Source organism: Niallia taxi, assembly GCF_004005475.1.
Lineage (GTDB): Bacteria > Bacillota > Bacilli > Bacillales > Cytobacillaceae > Niallia > Niallia taxi.
Genome location: NZ_RZTZ01000029.1, coordinates 1 through 17,647 on the forward strand (window position 1 = coordinate 1; position 17,647 = coordinate 17,647).

General features: G+C 35.2%; 23 protein-coding genes. 5 read left to right on the forward strand and 18 right to left on the reverse strand.

Features of this window, described 5'->3' with window-relative positions:
• The 8 genes from EM808_RS27460 to EM808_RS27495 all read right to left on the reverse strand — a co-directional run.
• A partial coding sequence (locus EM808_RS27460) for a phage tail tape measure protein (RefSeq protein WP_164849816.1) occupies positions 1 to 2,162 on the reverse strand: 2,162 nt, incomplete at its 3' end.
• Positions 2,163 to 2,233: 71 nt separating this feature from the next.
• Complete coding sequence (locus EM808_RS27465) at positions 2,234 to 2,683, reverse strand: hypothetical protein (protein WP_127742864.1); 450 nt, start codon at positions 2,681 to 2,683, stop codon at positions 2,234 to 2,236.
• A gap of 1 nt (position 2,684) precedes the next feature.
• Positions 2,685 to 3,260: a hypothetical protein gene (locus EM808_RS27470; RefSeq protein ID WP_127742866.1), complete on the reverse strand. Its 576-nt coding sequence runs from the start codon at positions 3,258 to 3,260 to the stop codon at positions 2,685 to 2,687.
• 266 nt (positions 3,261 to 3,526) lie between these two features.
• Positions 3,527 to 3,727 (reverse strand): hypothetical protein, encoded by a 201-nt coding sequence (locus tag EM808_RS27475; protein WP_235856736.1) that lies wholly within the window; start codon positions 3,725 to 3,727, stop codon positions 3,527 to 3,529.
• Positions 3,724 to 3,954 (reverse strand): hypothetical protein, encoded by a 231-nt coding sequence (locus tag EM808_RS27480; protein ID WP_127742870.1) that lies wholly within the window; start codon positions 3,952 to 3,954, stop codon positions 3,724 to 3,726. Before EM808_RS27480 ends, EM808_RS27475 begins: the two co-directional genes overlap by 4 nt.
• The gene (locus EM808_RS27485; protein WP_127742872.1) at positions 3,908 to 5,230 is read right to left on the reverse strand and encodes a replicative DNA helicase; all 1,323 of its coding nucleotides are present in this window, start codon (positions 5,228 to 5,230) and stop codon (positions 3,908 to 3,910) included. The genes EM808_RS27480 and EM808_RS27485 overlap by 47 nt, the downstream gene beginning before the upstream one ends.
• Before the next feature lie 14 nt (positions 5,231 to 5,244).
• Positions 5,245 to 6,018 carry a hypothetical protein gene (locus EM808_RS27490; RefSeq protein ID WP_127742874.1) on the reverse strand — a complete coding sequence of 258 codons (774 nt, stop codon included), beginning with the start codon at positions 6,016 to 6,018 and terminating at the stop codon, positions 5,245 to 5,247.
• A gap of 15 nt (positions 6,019 to 6,033) precedes the next feature.
• Positions 6,034 to 6,228 (reverse strand): hypothetical protein, encoded by a 195-nt coding sequence (locus EM808_RS27495; RefSeq protein WP_127742876.1) that lies wholly within the window; start codon positions 6,226 to 6,228, stop codon positions 6,034 to 6,036.
• Positions 6,229 to 6,339: 111 nt separating this feature from the next.
• Between EM808_RS27495 and EM808_RS27500 the strand changes: the two genes are divergently transcribed.
• Positions 6,340 to 7,245 (forward strand): hypothetical protein, encoded by a 906-nt coding sequence (locus EM808_RS27500; protein WP_127742878.1) that lies wholly within the window; start codon positions 6,340 to 6,342, stop codon positions 7,243 to 7,245.
• 25 nt (positions 7,246 to 7,270) lie between these two features.
• Here EM808_RS27500 and EM808_RS27505 read toward each other — a convergent pair whose 3' ends face one another.
• The 7 genes from EM808_RS27505 to EM808_RS27535 form a co-directional block, all read right to left on the reverse strand.
• Positions 7,271 to 7,855, reverse strand: a complete 585-nt coding sequence (locus tag EM808_RS27505; protein WP_127742880.1) for a hypothetical protein — start codon at positions 7,853 to 7,855, stop codon at positions 7,271 to 7,273.
• 66 nt (positions 7,856 to 7,921) lie between these two features.
• Positions 7,922 to 8,329: a hypothetical protein gene (locus EM808_RS27510; protein ID WP_127742881.1), complete on the reverse strand. Its 408-nt coding sequence runs from the start codon at positions 8,327 to 8,329 to the stop codon at positions 7,922 to 7,924.
• 94 nt (positions 8,330 to 8,423) lie between these two features.
• Complete coding sequence (locus EM808_RS27515) at positions 8,424 to 8,948, reverse strand: hypothetical protein (RefSeq protein ID WP_127742883.1); 525 nt, start codon at positions 8,946 to 8,948, stop codon at positions 8,424 to 8,426.
• Positions 8,949 to 8,968: 20 nt separating this feature from the next.
• A complete protein-coding gene (locus EM808_RS27520; RefSeq protein WP_127742885.1) occupies positions 8,969 to 9,184 on the reverse strand; it encodes a hypothetical protein in 216 nt (71 codons plus the stop codon).
• A gap of 116 nt (positions 9,185 to 9,300) precedes the next feature.
• Entirely contained in the window at positions 9,301 to 10,086 is a 786-nt protein-coding gene (locus EM808_RS27525; protein ID WP_127742887.1) for a helix-turn-helix domain-containing protein, read from the reverse strand.
• A gap of 323 nt (positions 10,087 to 10,409) precedes the next feature.
• A complete protein-coding gene (locus tag EM808_RS27530) occupies positions 10,410 to 10,730 on the reverse strand; it encodes a DUF771 domain-containing protein (RefSeq protein WP_127742903.1) in 321 nt (106 codons plus the stop codon).
• 107 nt (positions 10,731 to 10,837) lie between these two features.
• Entirely contained in the window at positions 10,838 to 11,152 is a 315-nt protein-coding gene (locus EM808_RS27535) for a hypothetical protein (protein ID WP_127742889.1), read from the reverse strand.
• A gap of 157 nt (positions 11,153 to 11,309) precedes the next feature.
• On the opposite strand from EM808_RS27535, the gene EM808_RS27540 reads away from it, so the two are divergent.
• Together EM808_RS27540 and EM808_RS27545 are read left to right on the forward strand one after the other, a co-directional pair.
• Positions 11,310 to 11,534 (forward strand): helix-turn-helix domain-containing protein, encoded by a 225-nt coding sequence (locus tag EM808_RS27540; RefSeq protein ID WP_127742891.1) that lies wholly within the window; start codon positions 11,310 to 11,312, stop codon positions 11,532 to 11,534.
• Positions 11,535 to 11,726: 192 nt separating this feature from the next.
• On the forward strand, positions 11,727 to 12,275 hold the full coding sequence (locus tag EM808_RS27545; RefSeq protein WP_127742893.1) for a DUF3967 domain-containing protein: 549 nt from the start codon (positions 11,727 to 11,729) through the stop codon (positions 12,273 to 12,275).
• 525 nt (positions 12,276 to 12,800) lie between these two features.
• Here EM808_RS27545 and EM808_RS27550 read toward each other — a convergent pair.
• A complete protein-coding gene (locus EM808_RS27550) occupies positions 12,801 to 13,472 on the reverse strand; it encodes a hypothetical protein (RefSeq protein WP_127742895.1) in 672 nt (223 codons plus the stop codon).
• On the reverse strand, positions 13,469 to 14,596 hold the full coding sequence (locus tag EM808_RS27555; protein ID WP_235856737.1) for an FtsK/SpoIIIE domain-containing protein: 1,128 nt from the start codon (positions 14,594 to 14,596) through the stop codon (positions 13,469 to 13,471). Before EM808_RS27555 ends, EM808_RS27550 begins: the two co-directional genes overlap by 4 nt.
• A 157-nt stretch (positions 14,597 to 14,753) precedes the next feature.
• On the opposite strand from EM808_RS27555, the gene EM808_RS27560 reads away from it, so the two are divergent.
• Together EM808_RS27560 and EM808_RS27565 are read left to right on the forward strand one after the other, a co-directional pair.
• Positions 14,754 to 15,014, forward strand: coding sequence for a hypothetical protein (locus tag EM808_RS27560; RefSeq protein ID WP_127742899.1), 261 nt, complete (start codon positions 14,754 to 14,756; stop codon positions 15,012 to 15,014).
• A 499-nt stretch (positions 15,015 to 15,513) separates the two neighbouring features.
• Positions 15,514 to 15,741, forward strand: coding sequence for a helix-turn-helix domain-containing protein (locus tag EM808_RS27565; protein WP_127742901.1), 228 nt, complete (start codon positions 15,514 to 15,516; stop codon positions 15,739 to 15,741).
• Between the two features lie 94 nt (positions 15,742 to 15,835).
• On the opposite strand, the gene EM808_RS27570 is transcribed toward EM808_RS27565, so the two are convergent.
• Positions 15,836 to 17,647: lytic transglycosylase domain-containing protein (locus EM808_RS27570; protein WP_164849817.1), on the reverse strand; the 1,812-nt coding region annotated here is incomplete at its 5' end.

Sequence of the window (17,647 nt, forward strand, 5' to 3'; positions counted from 1 at the left end):
TCTCTTCCAGCTTTTCTTTCTTCTTCTGTTTGTCCTTGCATACTTTTAATGATTTCTATCTTTTTATCTTCATTGTCCTGGACTTGTTGCCTTTGTTGAGAGTAGTGTTCATCAAATTCGGCAAGTGTTTTTGCTTTTTCTTCTTTACTCATCGTTTCATTTTGATTTAGTTGTTCAATTAGCTTAGCTCGTTCCTCTTGATGCCTTGTATCCAGTTGTTCAAGAATCATTTTGCTCATTTCTTGATATTTCGTAACAACATTAGCAATGTGTTCATCGGTTACTTCTTCGTTTCCAGTTGCCATTTGCATTAATAAGGTATTTGAGTCTTCTTTTAATTTGTCGTATTCACTTAATATCTTCTGAGTGGATTCGGAGACCTTCCCCGCAAAAATATCACTCTTGATAATTGGTTTATCCATTTCTTTATCTAGAGCAATAAATCCAGCCCCTAATCCCACTAGGCCTATAGTAGTTAATCCTACGGGTCCTGTTAATGCTCCTAATACCCCTGTTAATCCTGCTCCTGAACCAAGCAAAGGGATAAGTGGACCTACGGTTTTAGCTAGAGACCCAATTCCTGTTGTCAAAGCACCTACACCCATTAAAACGGGACCTGCTGCAGCTCCTACCCCTGCAATGGCAAGTATTGTTTTTTGGGTTTCTGGCGACATATCTGCAAAAGCACCCGTTACACTCCCTATTGAAGTTGCTACTTTAGGTAATACATCTTCAGCAACATCAAGAAGAACTTCGCCAACAGGTTCCATGTCTTCCACAAAGTCTCGCCAAACCTTTGTTGCACGAGTACCTAAATTATCTCGAAGAGCATCACTTGCCTTTTTAGTTGCACCTTCAACATTTTTCAGCCCTTTACTCGCATCTAACATGGCATTAAATGCTTTCTCACCAAGATCTTCGAACTGTGTTCCAAAAAGCCCTACAGATGCTGCGTTCCTATCGCCTTCATCTTTTGTTTTCTTAAGGGCTTTAATAACTTTACCAAAGGCTTTTTGGGCATCTTCGCCACCATTATTAAATTGCTTTGTCATTTCCTTAGCATTTAACCCAAGAGCCTTGTATGCTTCTGTACTGGACTTAGAACCGTCTTTAGCACGCAAAGAGAATTCTTTCATGGCATCGCCGACTTTATCTAGTTGGAAAGCCCCACCTTCTGCTCCAGCTTTAAACTTGGCGAACATATCATCAGCTGTCATTCCAAATTCGGAAAAATAAGTGGAGTACTCAGAAACACTATCAAGAAATTCCCCGCTAAAATTCAGGTTATCTTGGAAGCCCTTTGTTAAGTAATCCATCGCTTCAGTTGCAGACATACCGAACTGTTCCATCATTACCTTCACAGCTCTTAGGGCTTCTTGTTGGTCTCCCCAACCGCGACTTTCAAACAGTTCTAAGCCTGCATTAACATAAGAAAGATCAACCTCACTCAATTCACCTAAACTTTTGGTAACACCAGCTATTCTAGTGGAAACTCCCTCGATACTATCTCCAAATCCATCTTCCCAAAGGTCTTTAGCAACCCCATGCAATTCCTTTGCTTGTTCTTTAGACAATCCTAGTTCTGCCTGTATGACACCAGAAGCCTTATCAAACTCGTATGCGACTTCTCCTGCTGCTTCAGCTGCTGCAAGTAATGGTGTGGTTAAACCAACAGTTAGAGATAGGCCGGTACTCCCCATCTTTTTACCAATATCAGTTGCAGTTTCTCCAGCTCTATCCATAGCTTGACCCAGTTGAGTCCATCCTGACTCCGCCCGTCTTTGTTCCTCTCTTAACTCAGTAAGAGAACGCTCAGTATTACTGATATTTCTTCTAAGATTATTTAAAGCAGCTACTTCATTGTTATAAGATCTAGCTGCCTTTTCAGCTTGTTTAGAACCTTCTCCGTGTTCTTGAACCATTTTTTCATATTCTTGTCGTGCTGCCTTTGCGATTTCCTCCTGGATTTGCATTTTACGATTTAGACCATTAAGTTTGGTTTCAAATGAAGCGACAGAACGATCTCCTCTGTCAAAAGCAGAAAGGTTGGCTTTCATTTCACTGTTTACCGTGCGTAGCCTGTCTTTTAATCCGGTAAGTCCTCGATTTAATTCAGTTGTATCTAGGCCAATGCCTATCGACATGCCCTCTATTCTTTCCATATCCTCACCCCAATTTATTTAATAAAAGGGATAGATTTATCACCTATCCCTTGCATTCTTATAATTTAAAACTACAATGCCTTAATATCAGCAAATGTTAGTTTTTCTTGTTTTTGTTGTTGGATAATCTTTTCTCCAATTTCAATAATGAAATCCTTTCTATATTCTAGATTTGAAAAGTTAACTCGCCTAAAAGTTCCAAATGGATCTTTGTAATCAACTCCTGGAACATCATTCATAGCTAAGGTTCTTATTACATAATGTTCAATTTCAAACCTTAGTTTTTCTCCATTAACATCCTCATAAATGTTAACTTCACCAATAAAGGGACTCCGTTCAACATTCAAGTTCTCTTTTATAAATCTTTTTCTCTCGCTGTCTGACAGAAAATGATGAGGTATATTTTTAAATTTAGCAAAACTAAATTTTGCTTCATCAGTAATTGGCTTCACCTTATATGGATAGGTAACCATAGGGAATTTCCCTTCAGCTTTCATTATTTGTTTTTCAAATTCAAACATATTATTTCAACTCCCCTTTTGTTACTATAGTCTCGATTAAACCAATAACTTCTTGCGTTTCTTCTACCAATTTACTTTTGCGTTTTCTACTTATGTTATTAACAAGGTATTCTGCTGTGAGAAATCCTTGTTGATCATTAAAAGTAGACCTCAAAATAGCATCAATTTGGGTTGGTACGCATTTTAATTTATCGATTTCGTGAATGTTGAGTAATAACGGTAATAAAACATCTTTTAAGTAAGGTACCTGTTTTTTTAAATCGTTTCTTAATTCCAGTAATTTTTTATTTAATTCCTTTTCTTCAACCGCAACATTTTTTTTAATCACTTCTTTGTATTCATCTGGTACCAATAGAACCGGCTGCTTACCAAATTTGATTTCTTTCTCTAACTGTTTCTCCAATTCTTCAATTTTTTCATATTCTTCTATAGAGTTAGTTTCCTTTTTACGTTTTCTCAATAAGTCAAGCTTATCTTTCCTTGTTAGTTCCTTGTATAAAGACCTTTCTTTTTCAATTGTTACTTGGATAGCTTTTCTTGATTCCGCAAAATATTGATTTACGTCTATTAATTCCATTAATAAACCTCCATTTTTTTATTTTTCCATTTGCCTTTTCCGCATTTTTTTAAGGTGTTTTTAAAACTAAAACCTTGTTAAAACCAATGTCTTAAAGCTTCATCATGACCTAGCCCCCCCTCCCCCTAATACGAGAGTGCTATCCTGAATATTTTTAGACAGTTAGGGCCTCCTACCGGTATCCAAGAGAGAATTTTTTAGTAACCCTTTAAATGGGGGGGTGAAACTAAGATGTGTCTAACCAATCCGGTAATTCTTTATGAATCTCAACCATTGGATATCCTTTTGAATGTTTTCTTGATGATGTAACCAGTCTTAAGATATGGACTCTCATCATTTGTACAATGTGCTGACTTATGGCCATCATCGCTGCTATGGTGGTGAAACACCTTGCAAAAGGTACAATAAACACTTAAATCGCCACGTTCATTTCTCTCGAAAGCTTCTAATACTGGATAGTTACTCAAAACAATTCACCTCGTTTTTTCTTGTACTCAATCAAATGTTGATTCACATAATCTCTCCACTTCTCTTGTGTGTAGTAAGTTAATGCTTCGATATGGTCAGTCATCTTCAGTACTTTCTTTTCTTGTACCAGTAGATCTATTAGCAAAAGAACATAAGGCTGGTCTTGGATGATAGCTTCTTCATATAAGTTTTCGAGTGTTTGATTTGGTGTCATCGATATACTCATAGAATGTATTCGTCTCCTTCGCAAACCGCATATTCAACGTTCCAACCTTTCCGTTCCTGTTCTTTGCTATAAGTAACTCTGTGACTCCTGGTGTCTTTGTATCTGGGTTGTAGTACTCATCTCGGTAAAGGAAGATAACTAAATCTGCTGTTTGTTCAATGGAGCCTGACTCCCTTAAGTCTGATAAAACAGGACGTTTGTTATCTCTTCTTTCAACATCACGACTAAGTTGAGCAATTACAATGACTGGTACGTTTAAATCTTTGGCCATTTGTTTTAAATCAAGGACAATGTCTTCCACTTCACTATGCCTGGATTGCTTTTTTTCCACCGACTTTATTAGGGTTAGGAAATCAATAACAACAACGTGTTTCTTATCAGGATGATTTTTAATATTTCTTCTAACCACTGCGCGCATATTTGGAACATTGTTTTCTTCTGGTCGGATATCAATGTTTAATTTGGCTAATGTACCAGTAGCTTTCGTATAGTTCTCCCAATCTTTATCATTGAAATGGCGATTAGGATTTCTCATTTTCATTACGTTTATATTGCCTTCAGTAGCGATTAAACGGTCGATAATGGCTTCTTCTTTCATTTCGATACTAAATATAGTGGCGTATACTTCACTCTTCTTAGAACCTTCAAGAGCGCTGTTTAAAGCGAAGGCGGTTTTGCCCATTGATGGTCTAGCTCCTAAGATAATTAAATCTCCACTTTGCCAACCATCTGTAATTCGATTTAAGTTTAGAAATCCTGTATCAGTACCACTCATCCCCTTTTGTGGGGTTTTGGAGTGTTCCTGCATTCTTTTAGTCAATTTCTGCTTAAAGTCCAGTGATTCTGCTACCGTATCGCCTTCTAGCTTGTTTATGTTTTGTATAAATGAAGACAGCTGCTGAATCTTGTTACTGTCTTGAGTATCCCTAAGAAAGTCATTTGCAAATTTTATAGCTGACTGAACTGAATGAAATTCGATAATACTTTTTTCGTATTTTTTAAAGGCACTAACTGAAGGAACTGCAGCAGCTAATTGACTTAATTTCTTCCTGCCGCCGAATACCTTTGTTTTACTTGTTCCTAATCGAGTTAGGTTTATTAGATTGACTTCTTCCCCAGCTTTCCTAAGTTCTTGCATTGTTCTAAAGAGTTCTCTATTTGGGGCCTCAATGAAATGCTCAGGAGTTAAATTTGTTTCCTCCATCAGACTTCCATCCAAAAGAATTGACCCTAAGAAATATTGCTCGATTTCAATTGCCAATTCATATTTGTTCATTCATATCCTCCAAGTTAATAAAGATTATCTAAATCAAATTGAGTTAGGTTATTTTGTGGTTCTGGTCTCTTGAATTTAGATTCTTTTTTAGTTAATAAATCTGTAGCCTGGTCCGTTGTGGTATTCCGCATAATACCAAGCGTGTATTTTTCGTTATGATCTTCATCATCATAAGCAGCGAGATGTTTTTTTAATGCGTAATGGACAATGACTTTTTCAAACTTGTTCCATAGCTTCATAGTTTTAGCGATGACACTGTAACTTATCTGATTGGTCTTCCTTGTTTTCTTAATCGCATTCCAGTATTGATCAATAAGAGCTTGTACTTCAGGAGAATATTGCTGCCGCAAATCTTTGATTTCGGCAATAATATTTTCTTCTTTATCATTCTTTACATTCTTGTATGTGTCTTTTTGCTGTCTTTCTGTTGTCTTTTTGTTGGCATTTTTGTTGTCGGGGTTTTCATTTTCTGATTGATAAAGTCCCCAGTTAACAACGGTTATCACGCTATATTTGTTGGTGGATTTGATGTCGATAATCTCCTGCTTTTTTAGTAAATTTATGTAGTCGCGAACAGTCGATTCATGCATCTCTAATTCTTGTGCTGCTTTCTTTCTTCCAAAGACAAATTGTCCAGGATTAACAGGTACTGCTTGTCTTCCAATAACTTGTTGGAAGTCCGAGTGACTAGCTTTCAAAAGGCAATACATAAACACTTTTAATAACTTTTCATTGCGAAAAACTTCGCTATTTAATAACTTCCTATGAACTTTTATCCAACCTTGCATATTCACCTCACCTGCTTAATTATTTTTTTGAGCCTCACTTTCTAGCCTTTGTATAATTCCGAAAATCCTTTCCTTGGTCTCATCTGATAACTCTTTTCGCAACCATTTAGAAAATGTGGAATCTGTAATACCGATATGTTCTGCAATCAACCAATGAGGTAGACCGGATTCTTTTATTGCTTTACGTATATCGAGATTTTTTTTAGACAATTGAATACCCCCTGAAACTCGTAAAAAAATTGTTGTTGTCGTTGTTGTAATCTCATTTTATAAGATATAAACTGTATTTATAAGGTATTAAAAAGGGTATGCAAAGGAGGTATGCAAAAAGGTATGCACGATACGTTTGTTTTTCCCATGGATTGTCAAGCTCACATAATGCGTTGGAATGATAAAGAAAAATTAAAGATTTTTGAATATGAAGGGAAAAGAATACTGTCTGGAATACCTAGTGGTTCAAACAGTTTTTATAATCCATTCGAGTTTGATAATTTAATTCCTGAGTTTATTCAGATGATAGAGAAGATACTAAATGGAGCAAATTTAGAAAAAAACATCAAAGAATGGCTCTTAAAGTGGGGCCCGTTATATGGAGATATGGAAAGAGATACAGTAGAAATATTTTGGGATGAATGTGCAAAGTTCTATAAACTTTGGAATTTCTATAAAGCTATTGCTAATAAAGAAAAAGGTACGGTGCTAAAAAATATTGAAATTGAAAAGAAAACAGATACTAACTACAAAATCACATTTTTTCCGGAGGATTCCTTGTTTCAACCAGCACAGTGGTTTACCGACTTGGCGGAAATGAAAAAATCCATTCCCTATATAGGAATGGATCGTGAGGAATTTGATTATAAAAAAATTCTTCCTATGAAATTAGATAAAGAACGGGATGAGTTTGAACAAATACAAGAACATTGTATGTTTTTCTTATTTACTCAAATCGAGGACTTCTTAAAAGGTGCAAATTTAACATGGGGTTCAATGTCACATGAAAAAAAAGAGAACCAATCTATCTTCAAAATTAGACCAGTTCTTCAAACAGAATATTTAATCGATACCATCTATCTTCAATTTTACATCTTGTTTTCTGAAAATGAAAAGAAAATATGTCCTGTATGTAACACACCGTTTATACCACAAAGAAAAGATAAAAAATATTGTTCGAATACTTGTAAGTTAACAGCAAAAAGCCAACGATACAGGGCTAGAAAAACATCTTAAAATACTTAATATAAAAAAGCTCCCTCTAATCTTCCTGGGAGCTTTCTTCTTCAAAAGGAACTTTAAGCAATACATTATAAGATTCAATATCAATGGCCGTAGCAATTTCTATATAAATATCCCTAATTTCTTGTTTACTAACTTCTTTACCTTTTTGTGTTTCCTTCTTTACCCTTTTCCACTCCGATTTTAAAATGACTTGTTGCAAATAGCGTAAATCGAACAAAAATAAACCTTGTTCTCTCCCATCAATAGTTGGGTTAAATGCCATTAAAGCTAATACAACTGAATTTTTCTTATCAATAACTGCTTTAGATATTACCTCAGTTGGATTTAGGAATAGTTCCATTTGATTAGACAAAAAGATTAATTCTTTCTTTAAAATTTCATTTTCACTACTTTTACCCATTAGAATATTTTGTCCCATAAGGTAAGCTGTTTTATCAAATTCACTAAATAAATCTCGAACTGTATTTATCCATTTCACTCTCTCGGCATTAATGCTATCTATATATCTATCCCCTTTAGAATTTTTTAAATTCCAGAGTGCAACAGCTAATGTTGCTAATACACCATAAAACATCACTGCTTCTCTTGATAAGTAATCCATTCTAATACCTCCTTTTCTCTTTTTTCGAATTATAAAAGCACCCTCGAAAGGATGCTCAAAAGTTATTTAAATCTCTACTTTATTACCATGGAATTTAACTATACCTTTTGATGTAACTTCACTTTCTCTTACGTCAACTGAAACATCACCTATTGTTACAATATCAGCATTTAACATTAAATTAGCTGTTTCTAAAGTAACGAATTTAGTTTCGATTGTTTCTTGTATAACCGCCTCAACCTTAACAAATCGGCTTAAATCTGTTCCGTAATCTGCAAGATAAATTATAACTTCTTGATTAAGCTTACCATCATCATCAGTCCATGTGTTTAAGATATGATTATCATATTCATAAAAGTCATGGCCGAAGATTAGTTTCCCACCTTTAGAAGCTTCAATTAAACCTGCAATATCTTCAGTATGTTGAACATGAATTTCATCTCCACCATCTTCTCTACAAAACTTTACTAACATATAGTTCACCTCCTTCCCCTTAATTATCAGAGAAAGGAAATAATTGGACAATCCTTATAATTCGACAATTACCGACAATGGTAGCAGATAACTATCAGCTAAACATTTCGGCTAAAACCGTGTGAAATTCAGGGTGATTAGTAGTTACATGATCACTAGGATTCCACGATGAATCAGTTCTGCCTTTTTTCACTTTATATTCAAATGTTACTTGATCAATACGAGAAAAGGCTGATTTTATGTTATCGATTATTTCTTTTATCGCTTCTATTTCTTGGCTTTGACTAAGTCCAGATTGTTTTGTGAATGATTCTTGGGGAGAATTCACATCTATTTTAATGTAATAATGTTCGTTATTTGGCATCCACACATCTATAGAATCATTTATCTTCCTGATTTTAATTATTACTCCATCTGATTCAGCTTTATAATCGATAGTCTCTTTGGTAAACACAAAACCAATTTGTTCTAAGTATGTTCTTAGTTCATTCATCCCAGTATTTATCATAGCTTCTCGTCTAGCTTGTATTAATTGACCTTTTTGTTGAGAGTATTTATTCATCAATTCTTTTTGTTCATTCTCAAGAGCAACAATTTCTTTTTGTTTAGCTATGTTCATATCCAGATACCTTCCTTCGGTTAGTTTGTTTTATTCAATTCTTCTAACTCTTTTTCTGACTCATATCTGCATGCCAATTCCTCTAGATAATACTGGAGTTCTTCGCCTTTGCCATGGTCCTGCAAGTAACGACCAAACTCGTTAATCAGTACTAACATAGCATCATATCTTGAAGTATCATCATCATACTCAAGAATGACTTCTTGCTTGTCTTTTTTTACACGAAATGTCTTCATGAAAAGGCTCCTTTATTAGGATTTATGGTAAAATAAACATAGATTCTTTATTTGAAGATTGGGAGATCTTCTGGCTTTTTTTATGGATGATAACGCTAATTGTGTTGTCATCTTTTTTAATTACGGATAAGTTTAAATAAACGTTCGGCTTCATAATTCCAATCCAGGTATTCCCCACCTTTTCCAAAACGTTGCTCTAATTGCTTATAAGAGATTGCATAAGCTAATTTACACTTTTCTTCCCCAGATAATTGTTTTCCGTCTTTAATGTATTGCTTTACTTGTTCCATAGCCTTAAAACCGACTTCTTGCATAATATCTTGTTCTGCTTTAATCCCTAACTTTTTAGCAGCAAGCCATACACGACCATACAGATCTTTAACTTGTTTACCAAAAAAAGATTGGTAGTGTTGTAGAGACTTAGGAACAAATTTTATGTATGGAGAACGATTAACATTTAAATGATTAATATTATGTTTTTGTTTTAAAGAGATATTGTTTTTATGGTCTGACATTTCTTCAGTAGCTTGTCTGACATTTTCAGTACAAGCAGCTGGCGCAATAACAATAGCATTGCTCGTTTGCTGCATATCACTAGCTCTTTTCATCTCATGTTGCTGAATAAAACCTAGAGATTCTAAGCGTTGACAAAGCCGTATAACGGTTCTGTCGCTTAGTCCTAACTCAGATGCTATTTTTCGCTTTCCTTTCCAGGAGACACCAAAGAAACGGCAAGAATGACGTTTTATATACTCGAGGACTAAAAGAAGATTACGTTTTACGTCTTGTCGTAAATTCATTTCAGATATTTGGTCTTTGTATTTGCGAACTGCTTCGTTTAATTGTTCTAGTGATTCAAAGCTTGATAAACTTTGATACACAGTTTCGTTTGCTATTTGCATGTCTACTTCTCCCTTTTGGGAAACAAAAAGAACGCTGCAAGTCGTATAAAAACAGTACGACAAACAGCGCTCTACAAAAATAGACAATAGTTACCTCTTGAAAAAACAAGTTTTATACCTTAAAATAAGGGCATAAAATAGTTATATCAAGGGTCTGAGCAAGTGTTTGTCGTGGGTAAGGCACGACGGACGGTTATAGAGTGCTACCAACACTACTATAACGCGCTTAGGCTCTTTTCATTTCCGGTCATTTAATTAGTTCTAATTGTAATACTATTAAACTATTTGTTCAAGAAAATAAAAAATTATGTAGCCAGGCTTCTCTATAGACTAAATATTTTTGTGAATTGTTTATCGAGAAACTCAGACATTTTACTCGCTTGAAACACCCACGTTTGCCCTTTAGATTTAGGATAGAATACAAACCCACCGTTATCTGCATCGAGCATTTTACGGAACTTACTTGGATAAAGAATGTTTTCTTTAATCCACTCACTTTTACGAGTGGTTCTTTTCTCCAGATCTTTCATAGTCCAATAAACACCTTTCAACTCATCGGCTTTCATTTCTTCAAACTCTACTTTATTAATTAAGATCATATCTTCTGGGACTGGAATGGTTATGGATACCTGAAGTTTTTGTATTGTAGTCACCACCTGTTAATTTTAAAATTTTACGCAGTTAACAGGGGAATAAAATCCCCCTTTTTAAAAATAGTAATTATGTGTTACAATCTTACTTAACATTGTTTTTAACACCGAGCCCTGTCGTTCCCAGCGACGGGGTTTACTACTTTCTGGTGAAGATTTTCCTGCAATCTATCTGTGTTTTCAAAAACCTTATTCAAATCCTTCATGCAATAATTCATCAGTTCAGATAAAATCCTTATTTCTCTAAAATGTTCCTGATAATATGCTTTTTCATCTCCTTTTCTTTGGACATCTTCCATGTCATCTCTAAGTTGATATAATTTGACCTCAATGTCAGTCAGTGTAGAAATTTTAGTGTACAAAGATTCTACGTTCCAATTTAATTCTTGAGCAATTTCTTTTACGGTTTCTAACATATGTAAGCCTCCTTATTTTTAACCTTATAGAGTTAATTATTATCTCTATAATAACAAATTTTATATTTTTAAGATAAATATGTCAATAAATTATTGTATAATTTTGCTTTAAAAAGTAAAATATAGTTAATTTATGGTTAAAGTGAGGTATTTAGACGTGGAATTGGAAAATAATATTCGTTTAATTATGGCTAAAAGAAGAATTAACAGTATAAGTGATCTGATAACAATTACTGGATTAAGTAGAAATGCACTCAATAAACTATGGCATAATGAAAATTTAGAATCAGTTAAATTAGGTACATTGATTGAAATTTGCAACAAACTAGACATAAAGCTTTCTGAACTCATCGAATTTACCCCTGAAAACTACAACAAATAGTCCTTATATATACATAAATTCACTTTTTACATAAAAAAACCGCGCATAATTCTGATTAGGCGCGGTTTTTCTGGCCCCCTTAAAACTTTTTTTACTACGAATCAGGAACGATTGGGCACTTTATGTAGCAGGATTTCAGTTTTTCCAATAGAATTATAAGTTATAACACCGTTACAACTGGGAGGTAACGTTATGACAGATGATATAAAAGATGAGCACATCATTATGAGTCCTAGTGAAGTGGCAACATTACTTGATATAAAGGAATCGACATTGAGGAAGTATGCTTTATTACTGAAGGACGCAGGATATCACTTCGATGTGAATGAGAAAGGTCAACGATGGTATTACAATAGAGACGTTATAGCTTTTAAGAAATTAATGCAGTTCAAATCTAGTCCTGATATGACGCTTGAACAGTCTGCAAATGCAGTAGTGGCGTGGTTTAATCAATCTAACGTGTCGCTATCCATTACAGAGAAAAACACTGAAAATAGGCGTTATGACGACGATATAAAAGAGCTAAAAGAGATAATAAATCAGCAAAATAATTTGCTGTTAGAATTGGCTAAAAAGATGGATCAACAACAAAAATACATAGATGAGCGATTGGAACAAAGGGATCAAAAGCTTATGGAATCATTGAGGGAAAATCAAGAAGTAAAAAAAGCATTGCTTTCAATAGCAGCTGCTCAGGAAGAGAATAAGAAAAGTTTCTTTGGTCGCTTATTTAAGAGATAAATGTTTTTTTGGACAGATAAACGTACTAATTTATATACGGAAAACCTTATACCTAAGATATACAATTGTGATACAATACAGGAAAGCACAGGAACGGTTGGCAATCAAATCCTCCAAAGATTGGGGGTGAGATTATGGATTTGCCAACAGCAACGTTTATGGTATTACTGATCGGATTGTTTTTGCAAATTAATGGCACAAAAAAGAAGTAATCTACTATGTCGACCAAAACAAGGGTAGATTACTTCTTTTACCGAAAAAATTTCACTTTTAAAGATTGCTAATACAATCCTTGTGCTTTAGACCTTGGTTGCCGCCATGGTCTTTTTTTTTATTATCACCTTTAAAATAAAGGATAATACATTACCATACAGGATATTCCACTACCGCGTTTGATAACGCAGTAACACGTATGATTATACGTGTTATAAGTAGTATAACATACCTTCCATCATGGAAGAAACGAAAATAAGCGAAAAGAAACGAAAGTAAACGCGTGAAAATATCCATTTATCCAAAGGGATTTCATGTAATTTTAAGTTTTAAATTAGACTTAACCGACGCAAAATTGCGCTGATTGTTCCCCCTTAAAGAAGTAATGAATCGGCTAAATGTCTGAGATTGCATTACTTTAAAAGGTAATAACGATGAATCTACACCGTAACGCTGATCAGATAGTATCAAAACGTGTGGAAATACCTTTATATCAGCAGTTTGCCAGGCTTCTTGTTCAATTACTTTGCTATCATATAACGCTGTATAACGGTTAAGCTTATCCTGCATTTGCTTTTCGCTGTATACAGTCTTTTGGACTTCAATAAAGAATGGAGTTTTACGGATTATACAGAATATATCTGGCTCTGCAGTACCTTTATTTCCATACTTCGGTTCGACTAAAAACATATCGATTTCTTCCTGGCTTAATATTTCTTTATAAACGTTCAAGATAGCAAGGAAATGACCTATCTTCGCACTGTTCTTTTTCATGTTCACTTCTGGACCAAAATAAACGTAAGGAACAAAGGCTGTAGATCGTTGTATGTGTCCTTCTCGTAATAACCTCAAAAGAACGTTATTTGCTGCATATTTAGGGTTCTTTAAGCCTTTGAAATGTAGTTCTGCAATAGAGTCTCTATCCATTACCCTAAAACGATTTAAATCCTTAATGATGGCTCTATCCCTAGATGTTAGTGTCATTTCAATCCCCCATTAAATATGTCATTTTCACTGAATTCTTCCTCATTTTCCTTAGAAGCCTTTGAATGCCCTGAAAATCGATTTTTCCAACTGCTGGACTTATAGGTCTTTAAAATTTTTTCAGCTGCCTTTTCAGCCAAATATGGTGCTTGAATTTCGGTTAGTTCGTCTCTCTTTAATAAAAATCTTCCTGGAGTATCCCTAGAAATTTTTTCACTTCCTGGAGTTCCGATAATCCTCGAATTTGCAAGGTCAGTTGTTCTAAATCCCATTCGAACAGTTAGCAAAGAACGGATTTTCGTATCTAATATGTCATGTGATGGTCGTTGTAATGACAAAATGTTATAAATCCCTAGTGCGCGTCCTAATGAATCAATTTGAATTAGCATGCTTTTTATATCTTTGTTATCCATGACCATAACGATTTCATCTATAGCTAAGACTATATACGGTACTCTTTTATCAGGTGGTAAATCGTCAATGTGCATAACGCCTTCTTCATTGAGTAACTGGCTTCGCTTCAGCATTTCTGAGTATACGTGTGTCAGCATATCAGTTAATTCTTTCGGGAAAATACATATACTTTGAACATGTGCGATACCTTTGAATAAATGAAACTCTGACATCTTTAAATCACCTAAGTAAAGGTGTAATTCCTCAGGAGTTTTATATTGTATAAGGGTTGTTATAACAGATCTCAACTGAGTACTTTTACCACTTCCAGGTTCACCAGATATAAGTGTGTTTGGTTCTGTTTTTGCGTCGAATGCTATCCAGTTACCGTTACGGTCTTTACCACATACAATAGGTACTTTCATCCCTGATATAACGGGTGATATGTCGTTGTATTTATAGGTAAGCTCTGCTTGAATTGCCTGTAAATAAACGATTAAAGAGAATCTCTTATGGTCTCCATCTATTTCAATATTGTTGCCGAAATGCTGTTTGAAGACAAATTCCTTTTTCGTCACTTCTTTAGGATCCATTCCATTCAAAAGAGTAAAGATAAATGTAACGGTTTGTTGTTCTTCGTCTGCAAGGATTTTGTGTATTTTGGGAAATCTTTTGTTATTTTCTAAAGGAATATATAATCCTGCGTTCTCAAATGCTTTTCTAAGCTCCATTTTCGCCTTCTGGTGCCACCAAAAATTTCTAACCACACTTAACATCGTTTCACCTCAAAGACTCGTTAGAAGCCAAAATATAGCTCCAAAACCGATCATAGGTAACGCTAATTTAGTGATGTTATTTAGAACTAAAGCGATATCGGAATAAGAAAGTATGGATTCAGTTATTGCGATTAAAGTTACAGTACATCCAGCTGCAATGAATATTAGAAATGTGGGGTCGGATAATGGAAAAAAGGATGCAATAGTTATAGGTGGGAAAAATGAGTATATATTTGTTAGTGGAGATTGTTCTTTAGGTTGGGCTGGCGGGCTCATAAATTCCCTAAATGAAATAGTCTCCTTTTTGTGTTTTGAAAGTATCAAAATAACGCCTCCTAAAAGTATGAAGTATGGATTTTTGAACGCATTCTAATCCTTGTGGTTGCTGGTTTTATCTCAACACCCTTTCGATTTAACAGTCAGGTGCAACCTAGGGTCTCGACCAAACATGAGACCACAGTGCCGACCTGGGGTCTCACTCTCCAATGGCGCACTTATACACTCTGTAGTGTTGTGCTATCTATCGATCGTTGCGCGGCATTTTTATTTTGGTTTCCCCCTCGCGCTCTTCCTTCCTTCTTCGTTTGCTTCTCTCTTTTAACAAGTGTGAGTTTTCTTTTAAAAACTTCATTTCTTCTTGTACAAGTGGACTTAGGTTAAACAGTTGATAATCTTTTAAAAAATCAAATTAAAACATTAGTTAATTCCGTTTAAATTGTTTTTCTACTGTTTTACAACTGTTTTGCTTTCGTGTTAATAGCCTATGCGATGCTGCTTGTCCACGTTTCCTATTTTTTGTATAAAATTAAGTATTTTTTTTAGGAAAGTGGGACATTACTGGAACATCATATTAGAGTTGGAGGATGATTAGCATGTTCGGGATAGGTAAAAAAAGAAGTAAATTAGGAAAGTGGTTAGACAAACGAGGAATAACTCAGACCTGGCTAGCAAACAAATCGGGTTTGAACAAAAATACAATAAATAAACTGACTTCTGGAGATTCTAGTGCTGCACCTAATGTAGCTACTATCCGAAAGATTTTAAACGCTCTACGTGAAGTAGATCCTCGAGTAAAAAGTGATGATTTTTTTGATTTGTAATTACCCTTTAGTCCAATGTGAAACATTATTAAAAAAGTGCCCACTTTGACACCTGAAATTGCAGGGTGTATAAGTGGGCACTGTCGGATTTTAATTATTTACCTAGCTGGTAATTCATCATAGTGAAATTGGTTGCCATCTGTTTACTTACAATATCGGTAACTTCTCTTCCGCTTATATAAGTGTTGTTGTCTTTTTGTAATAGTTGCTGCAAGATAATGTTTTGTTTCAATGTGGCATCTAAGTGTTGCATTGTAGCATCTAAAAGTTGTTTCATCATTCCAGAATCATTATTGCTGCTATTTACTGTCGGTAATTGCCCTGGACGTTTGTTTCCTTGTATTTGTTTACCTGCCAAGGCTAATAGCTTCATAGCATCTGTTCTTCTGCTTGGATCTGTTGGAATGACGAATTCAGGCCATCCACCTTCAGCTAGCTGATACATTCCAGCAGTGTTGATTAAACCACCAGTCTCATATCCAACACCTCGATATGCCTTTTCTAAGCTGCCATATCTTGAAACTGCATACCTAATTGATGCAAGTATGTTGGACATAGGATCATAAATATCTGAGTTATATCCTGGCATTGCATAAGCTTTAAATGTAGGGTCAATAACCTGCATCAAACCTTTTGATGGAGTTCCTCTTTTAGCATTGATATCCCAAAGGTTTATTGCTTTAGCATTACCACCTGACTCAGTTTGCATCTGATAAAGCAACCTATCTAAATTAGTCTGGCTATATTGTTTAGTAAGCATCAAGGCTTTAGTAGCAATACCTGCCCATTGCTGGACTCCAGCTCCACCACCTGAAGAACTTCCCATATCTCCAAACCAATTGTCCCATGTATCTTTAATCGAATTCTTAGCAAGGTCTCCAATCATTGATAATGGATTGCCAGTTTGTTTATTTAACCAATCAGGAAATATACTGTCTTTCAAACTAAATTTATCTTTTGCGAAATCCCAAACTGCTCCAGCACCATCAAGGAACAAATCAAAGTAATCTCCAATTCCATTTGCATACCCAGGAAAACCATAGCTTTTTAGCATTTGTTCAGTTTGCTTATTCGGAAGAACAGCAGTACCAATTGGTAAATTTGAATGGTATTCAGGACCTTTTGTCCCTAGAAGTGTAACTCCTTTTCCTGGAACAAAAGCCAGTTCTCTTCCTTCCTCACCAACAATTGCTGGTCCGCCTGGATGTCCGGTTGAAGGCGTACCTATTGCATAAGTAGCTTTTAATTCTGCATCCTGCCTTTGTAGCTTTTGACGGTTATTTTCAGATACCGAACCTCTCTTGGGAATCGGATCTTTACCGAATAAATCTAAAATCCAGTTCCAAGCACTAAGCACACCATTATACATAGTATCCCAATCGCCTAATACTTCTCCTGTTTCCCAATTGACTGCATCTACATGCTCTCCCGCTTGTTCTTGAGCAGCTTTTATTACAGAAGTATGCTCATCTTGAGCAGTCGATACTGTTTTATCTCTTCGACGCTCTGCATCTGCAATTAAGGTGTCAGCAGCTTCTTTTGAAATGCTACCAGTTACGTCACGGTCATATGTTATTGCTGCTATTTCCTCGTCAGCTTTTTTATTTGCTTGTTCAATAACTTTATCAGTTGTCTCTTTTGAATCAGCAACGTAGTTTGCAGCTTTTTCTGCGGAAATAATACTAGCTTCAGCGCTAAGATTCTTCTGTATAGTAAGGTACTCATCTCGCGTTTTTGCTGTATTCTCCAACATTACTTCATCGTTAGTTAGATCAATTTGTGCAATTCTTTCTCTTCCAGCTTTTCTTTCTTCTTCTGTTTGTCCTTGCATACTTTTAATGATTTCTATCTTTTTATCTTCATTGTCCTGGACTTGTTGCCTTTGTTGAGAGTAGTGTTCATCAAA

Bases quoted from the DNA above. Each gene is read 5' to 3' on its own strand.
- EM808_RS27465 (WP_127742864.1), bottom strand. From the start codon at position 2,683: ATGTTTGAATTTGAAAAACAAATAATGAAAGCTGAAGGGAAATTCCCT.
- EM808_RS27470 (WP_127742866.1), bottom strand. From the start codon at position 3,260: ATGGAATTAATAGACGTAAATCAATATTTTGCGGAATCAAGAAAAGCT.
- EM808_RS27480 (WP_127742870.1), bottom strand. From the start codon at position 3,954: ATGAGTATATCGATGACACCAAATCAAACACTCGAAAACTTATATGAA.
- EM808_RS27485 (WP_127742872.1), bottom strand. From the start codon at position 5,230: ATGAACAAATATGAATTGGCAATTGAAATCGAGCAATATTTCTTAGGG.
- EM808_RS27490 (WP_127742874.1), bottom strand. From the start codon at position 6,018: ATGCAAGGTTGGATAAAAGTTCATAGGAAGTTATTAAATAGCGAAGTT.
- EM808_RS27500 (WP_127742878.1), top strand. From the start codon at position 6,340: ATGCAAAAAGGTATGCACGATACGTTTGTTTTTCCCATGGATTGTCAA.
- EM808_RS27505 (WP_127742880.1), bottom strand. From the start codon at position 7,855: ATGGATTACTTATCAAGAGAAGCAGTGATGTTTTATGGTGTATTAGCA.
- EM808_RS27510 (WP_127742881.1), bottom strand. From the start codon at position 8,329: ATGTTAGTAAAGTTTTGTAGAGAAGATGGTGGAGATGAAATTCATGTT.
- EM808_RS27515 (WP_127742883.1), bottom strand. From the start codon at position 8,948: ATGAACATAGCTAAACAAAAAGAAATTGTTGCTCTTGAGAATGAACAA.
- EM808_RS27520 (WP_127742885.1), bottom strand. From the start codon at position 9,184: ATGAAGACATTTCGTGTAAAAAAAGACAAGCAAGAAGTCATTCTTGAG.
- EM808_RS27525 (WP_127742887.1), bottom strand. From the start codon at position 10,086: ATGCAAATAGCAAACGAAACTGTGTATCAAAGTTTATCAAGCTTTGAA.
- EM808_RS27535 (WP_127742889.1), bottom strand. From the start codon at position 11,152: ATGTTAGAAACCGTAAAAGAAATTGCTCAAGAATTAAATTGGAACGTA.
- EM808_RS27545 (WP_127742893.1), top strand. From the start codon at position 11,727: ATGACAGATGATATAAAAGATGAGCACATCATTATGAGTCCTAGTGAA.
- EM808_RS27550 (WP_127742895.1), bottom strand. From the start codon at position 13,472: ATGACACTAACATCTAGGGATAGAGCCATCATTAAGGATTTAAATCGT.
- EM808_RS27555 (WP_235856737.1), bottom strand. From the start codon at position 14,596: ATGGAGCTTAGAAAAGCATTTGAGAACGCAGGATTATATATTCCTTTA.
- EM808_RS27560 (WP_127742899.1), top strand. From the start codon at position 14,754: ATGGATTCAGTTATTGCGATTAAAGTTACAGTACATCCAGCTGCAATG.
- EM808_RS27565 (WP_127742901.1), top strand. From the start codon at position 15,514: ATGTTCGGGATAGGTAAAAAAAGAAGTAAATTAGGAAAGTGGTTAGAC.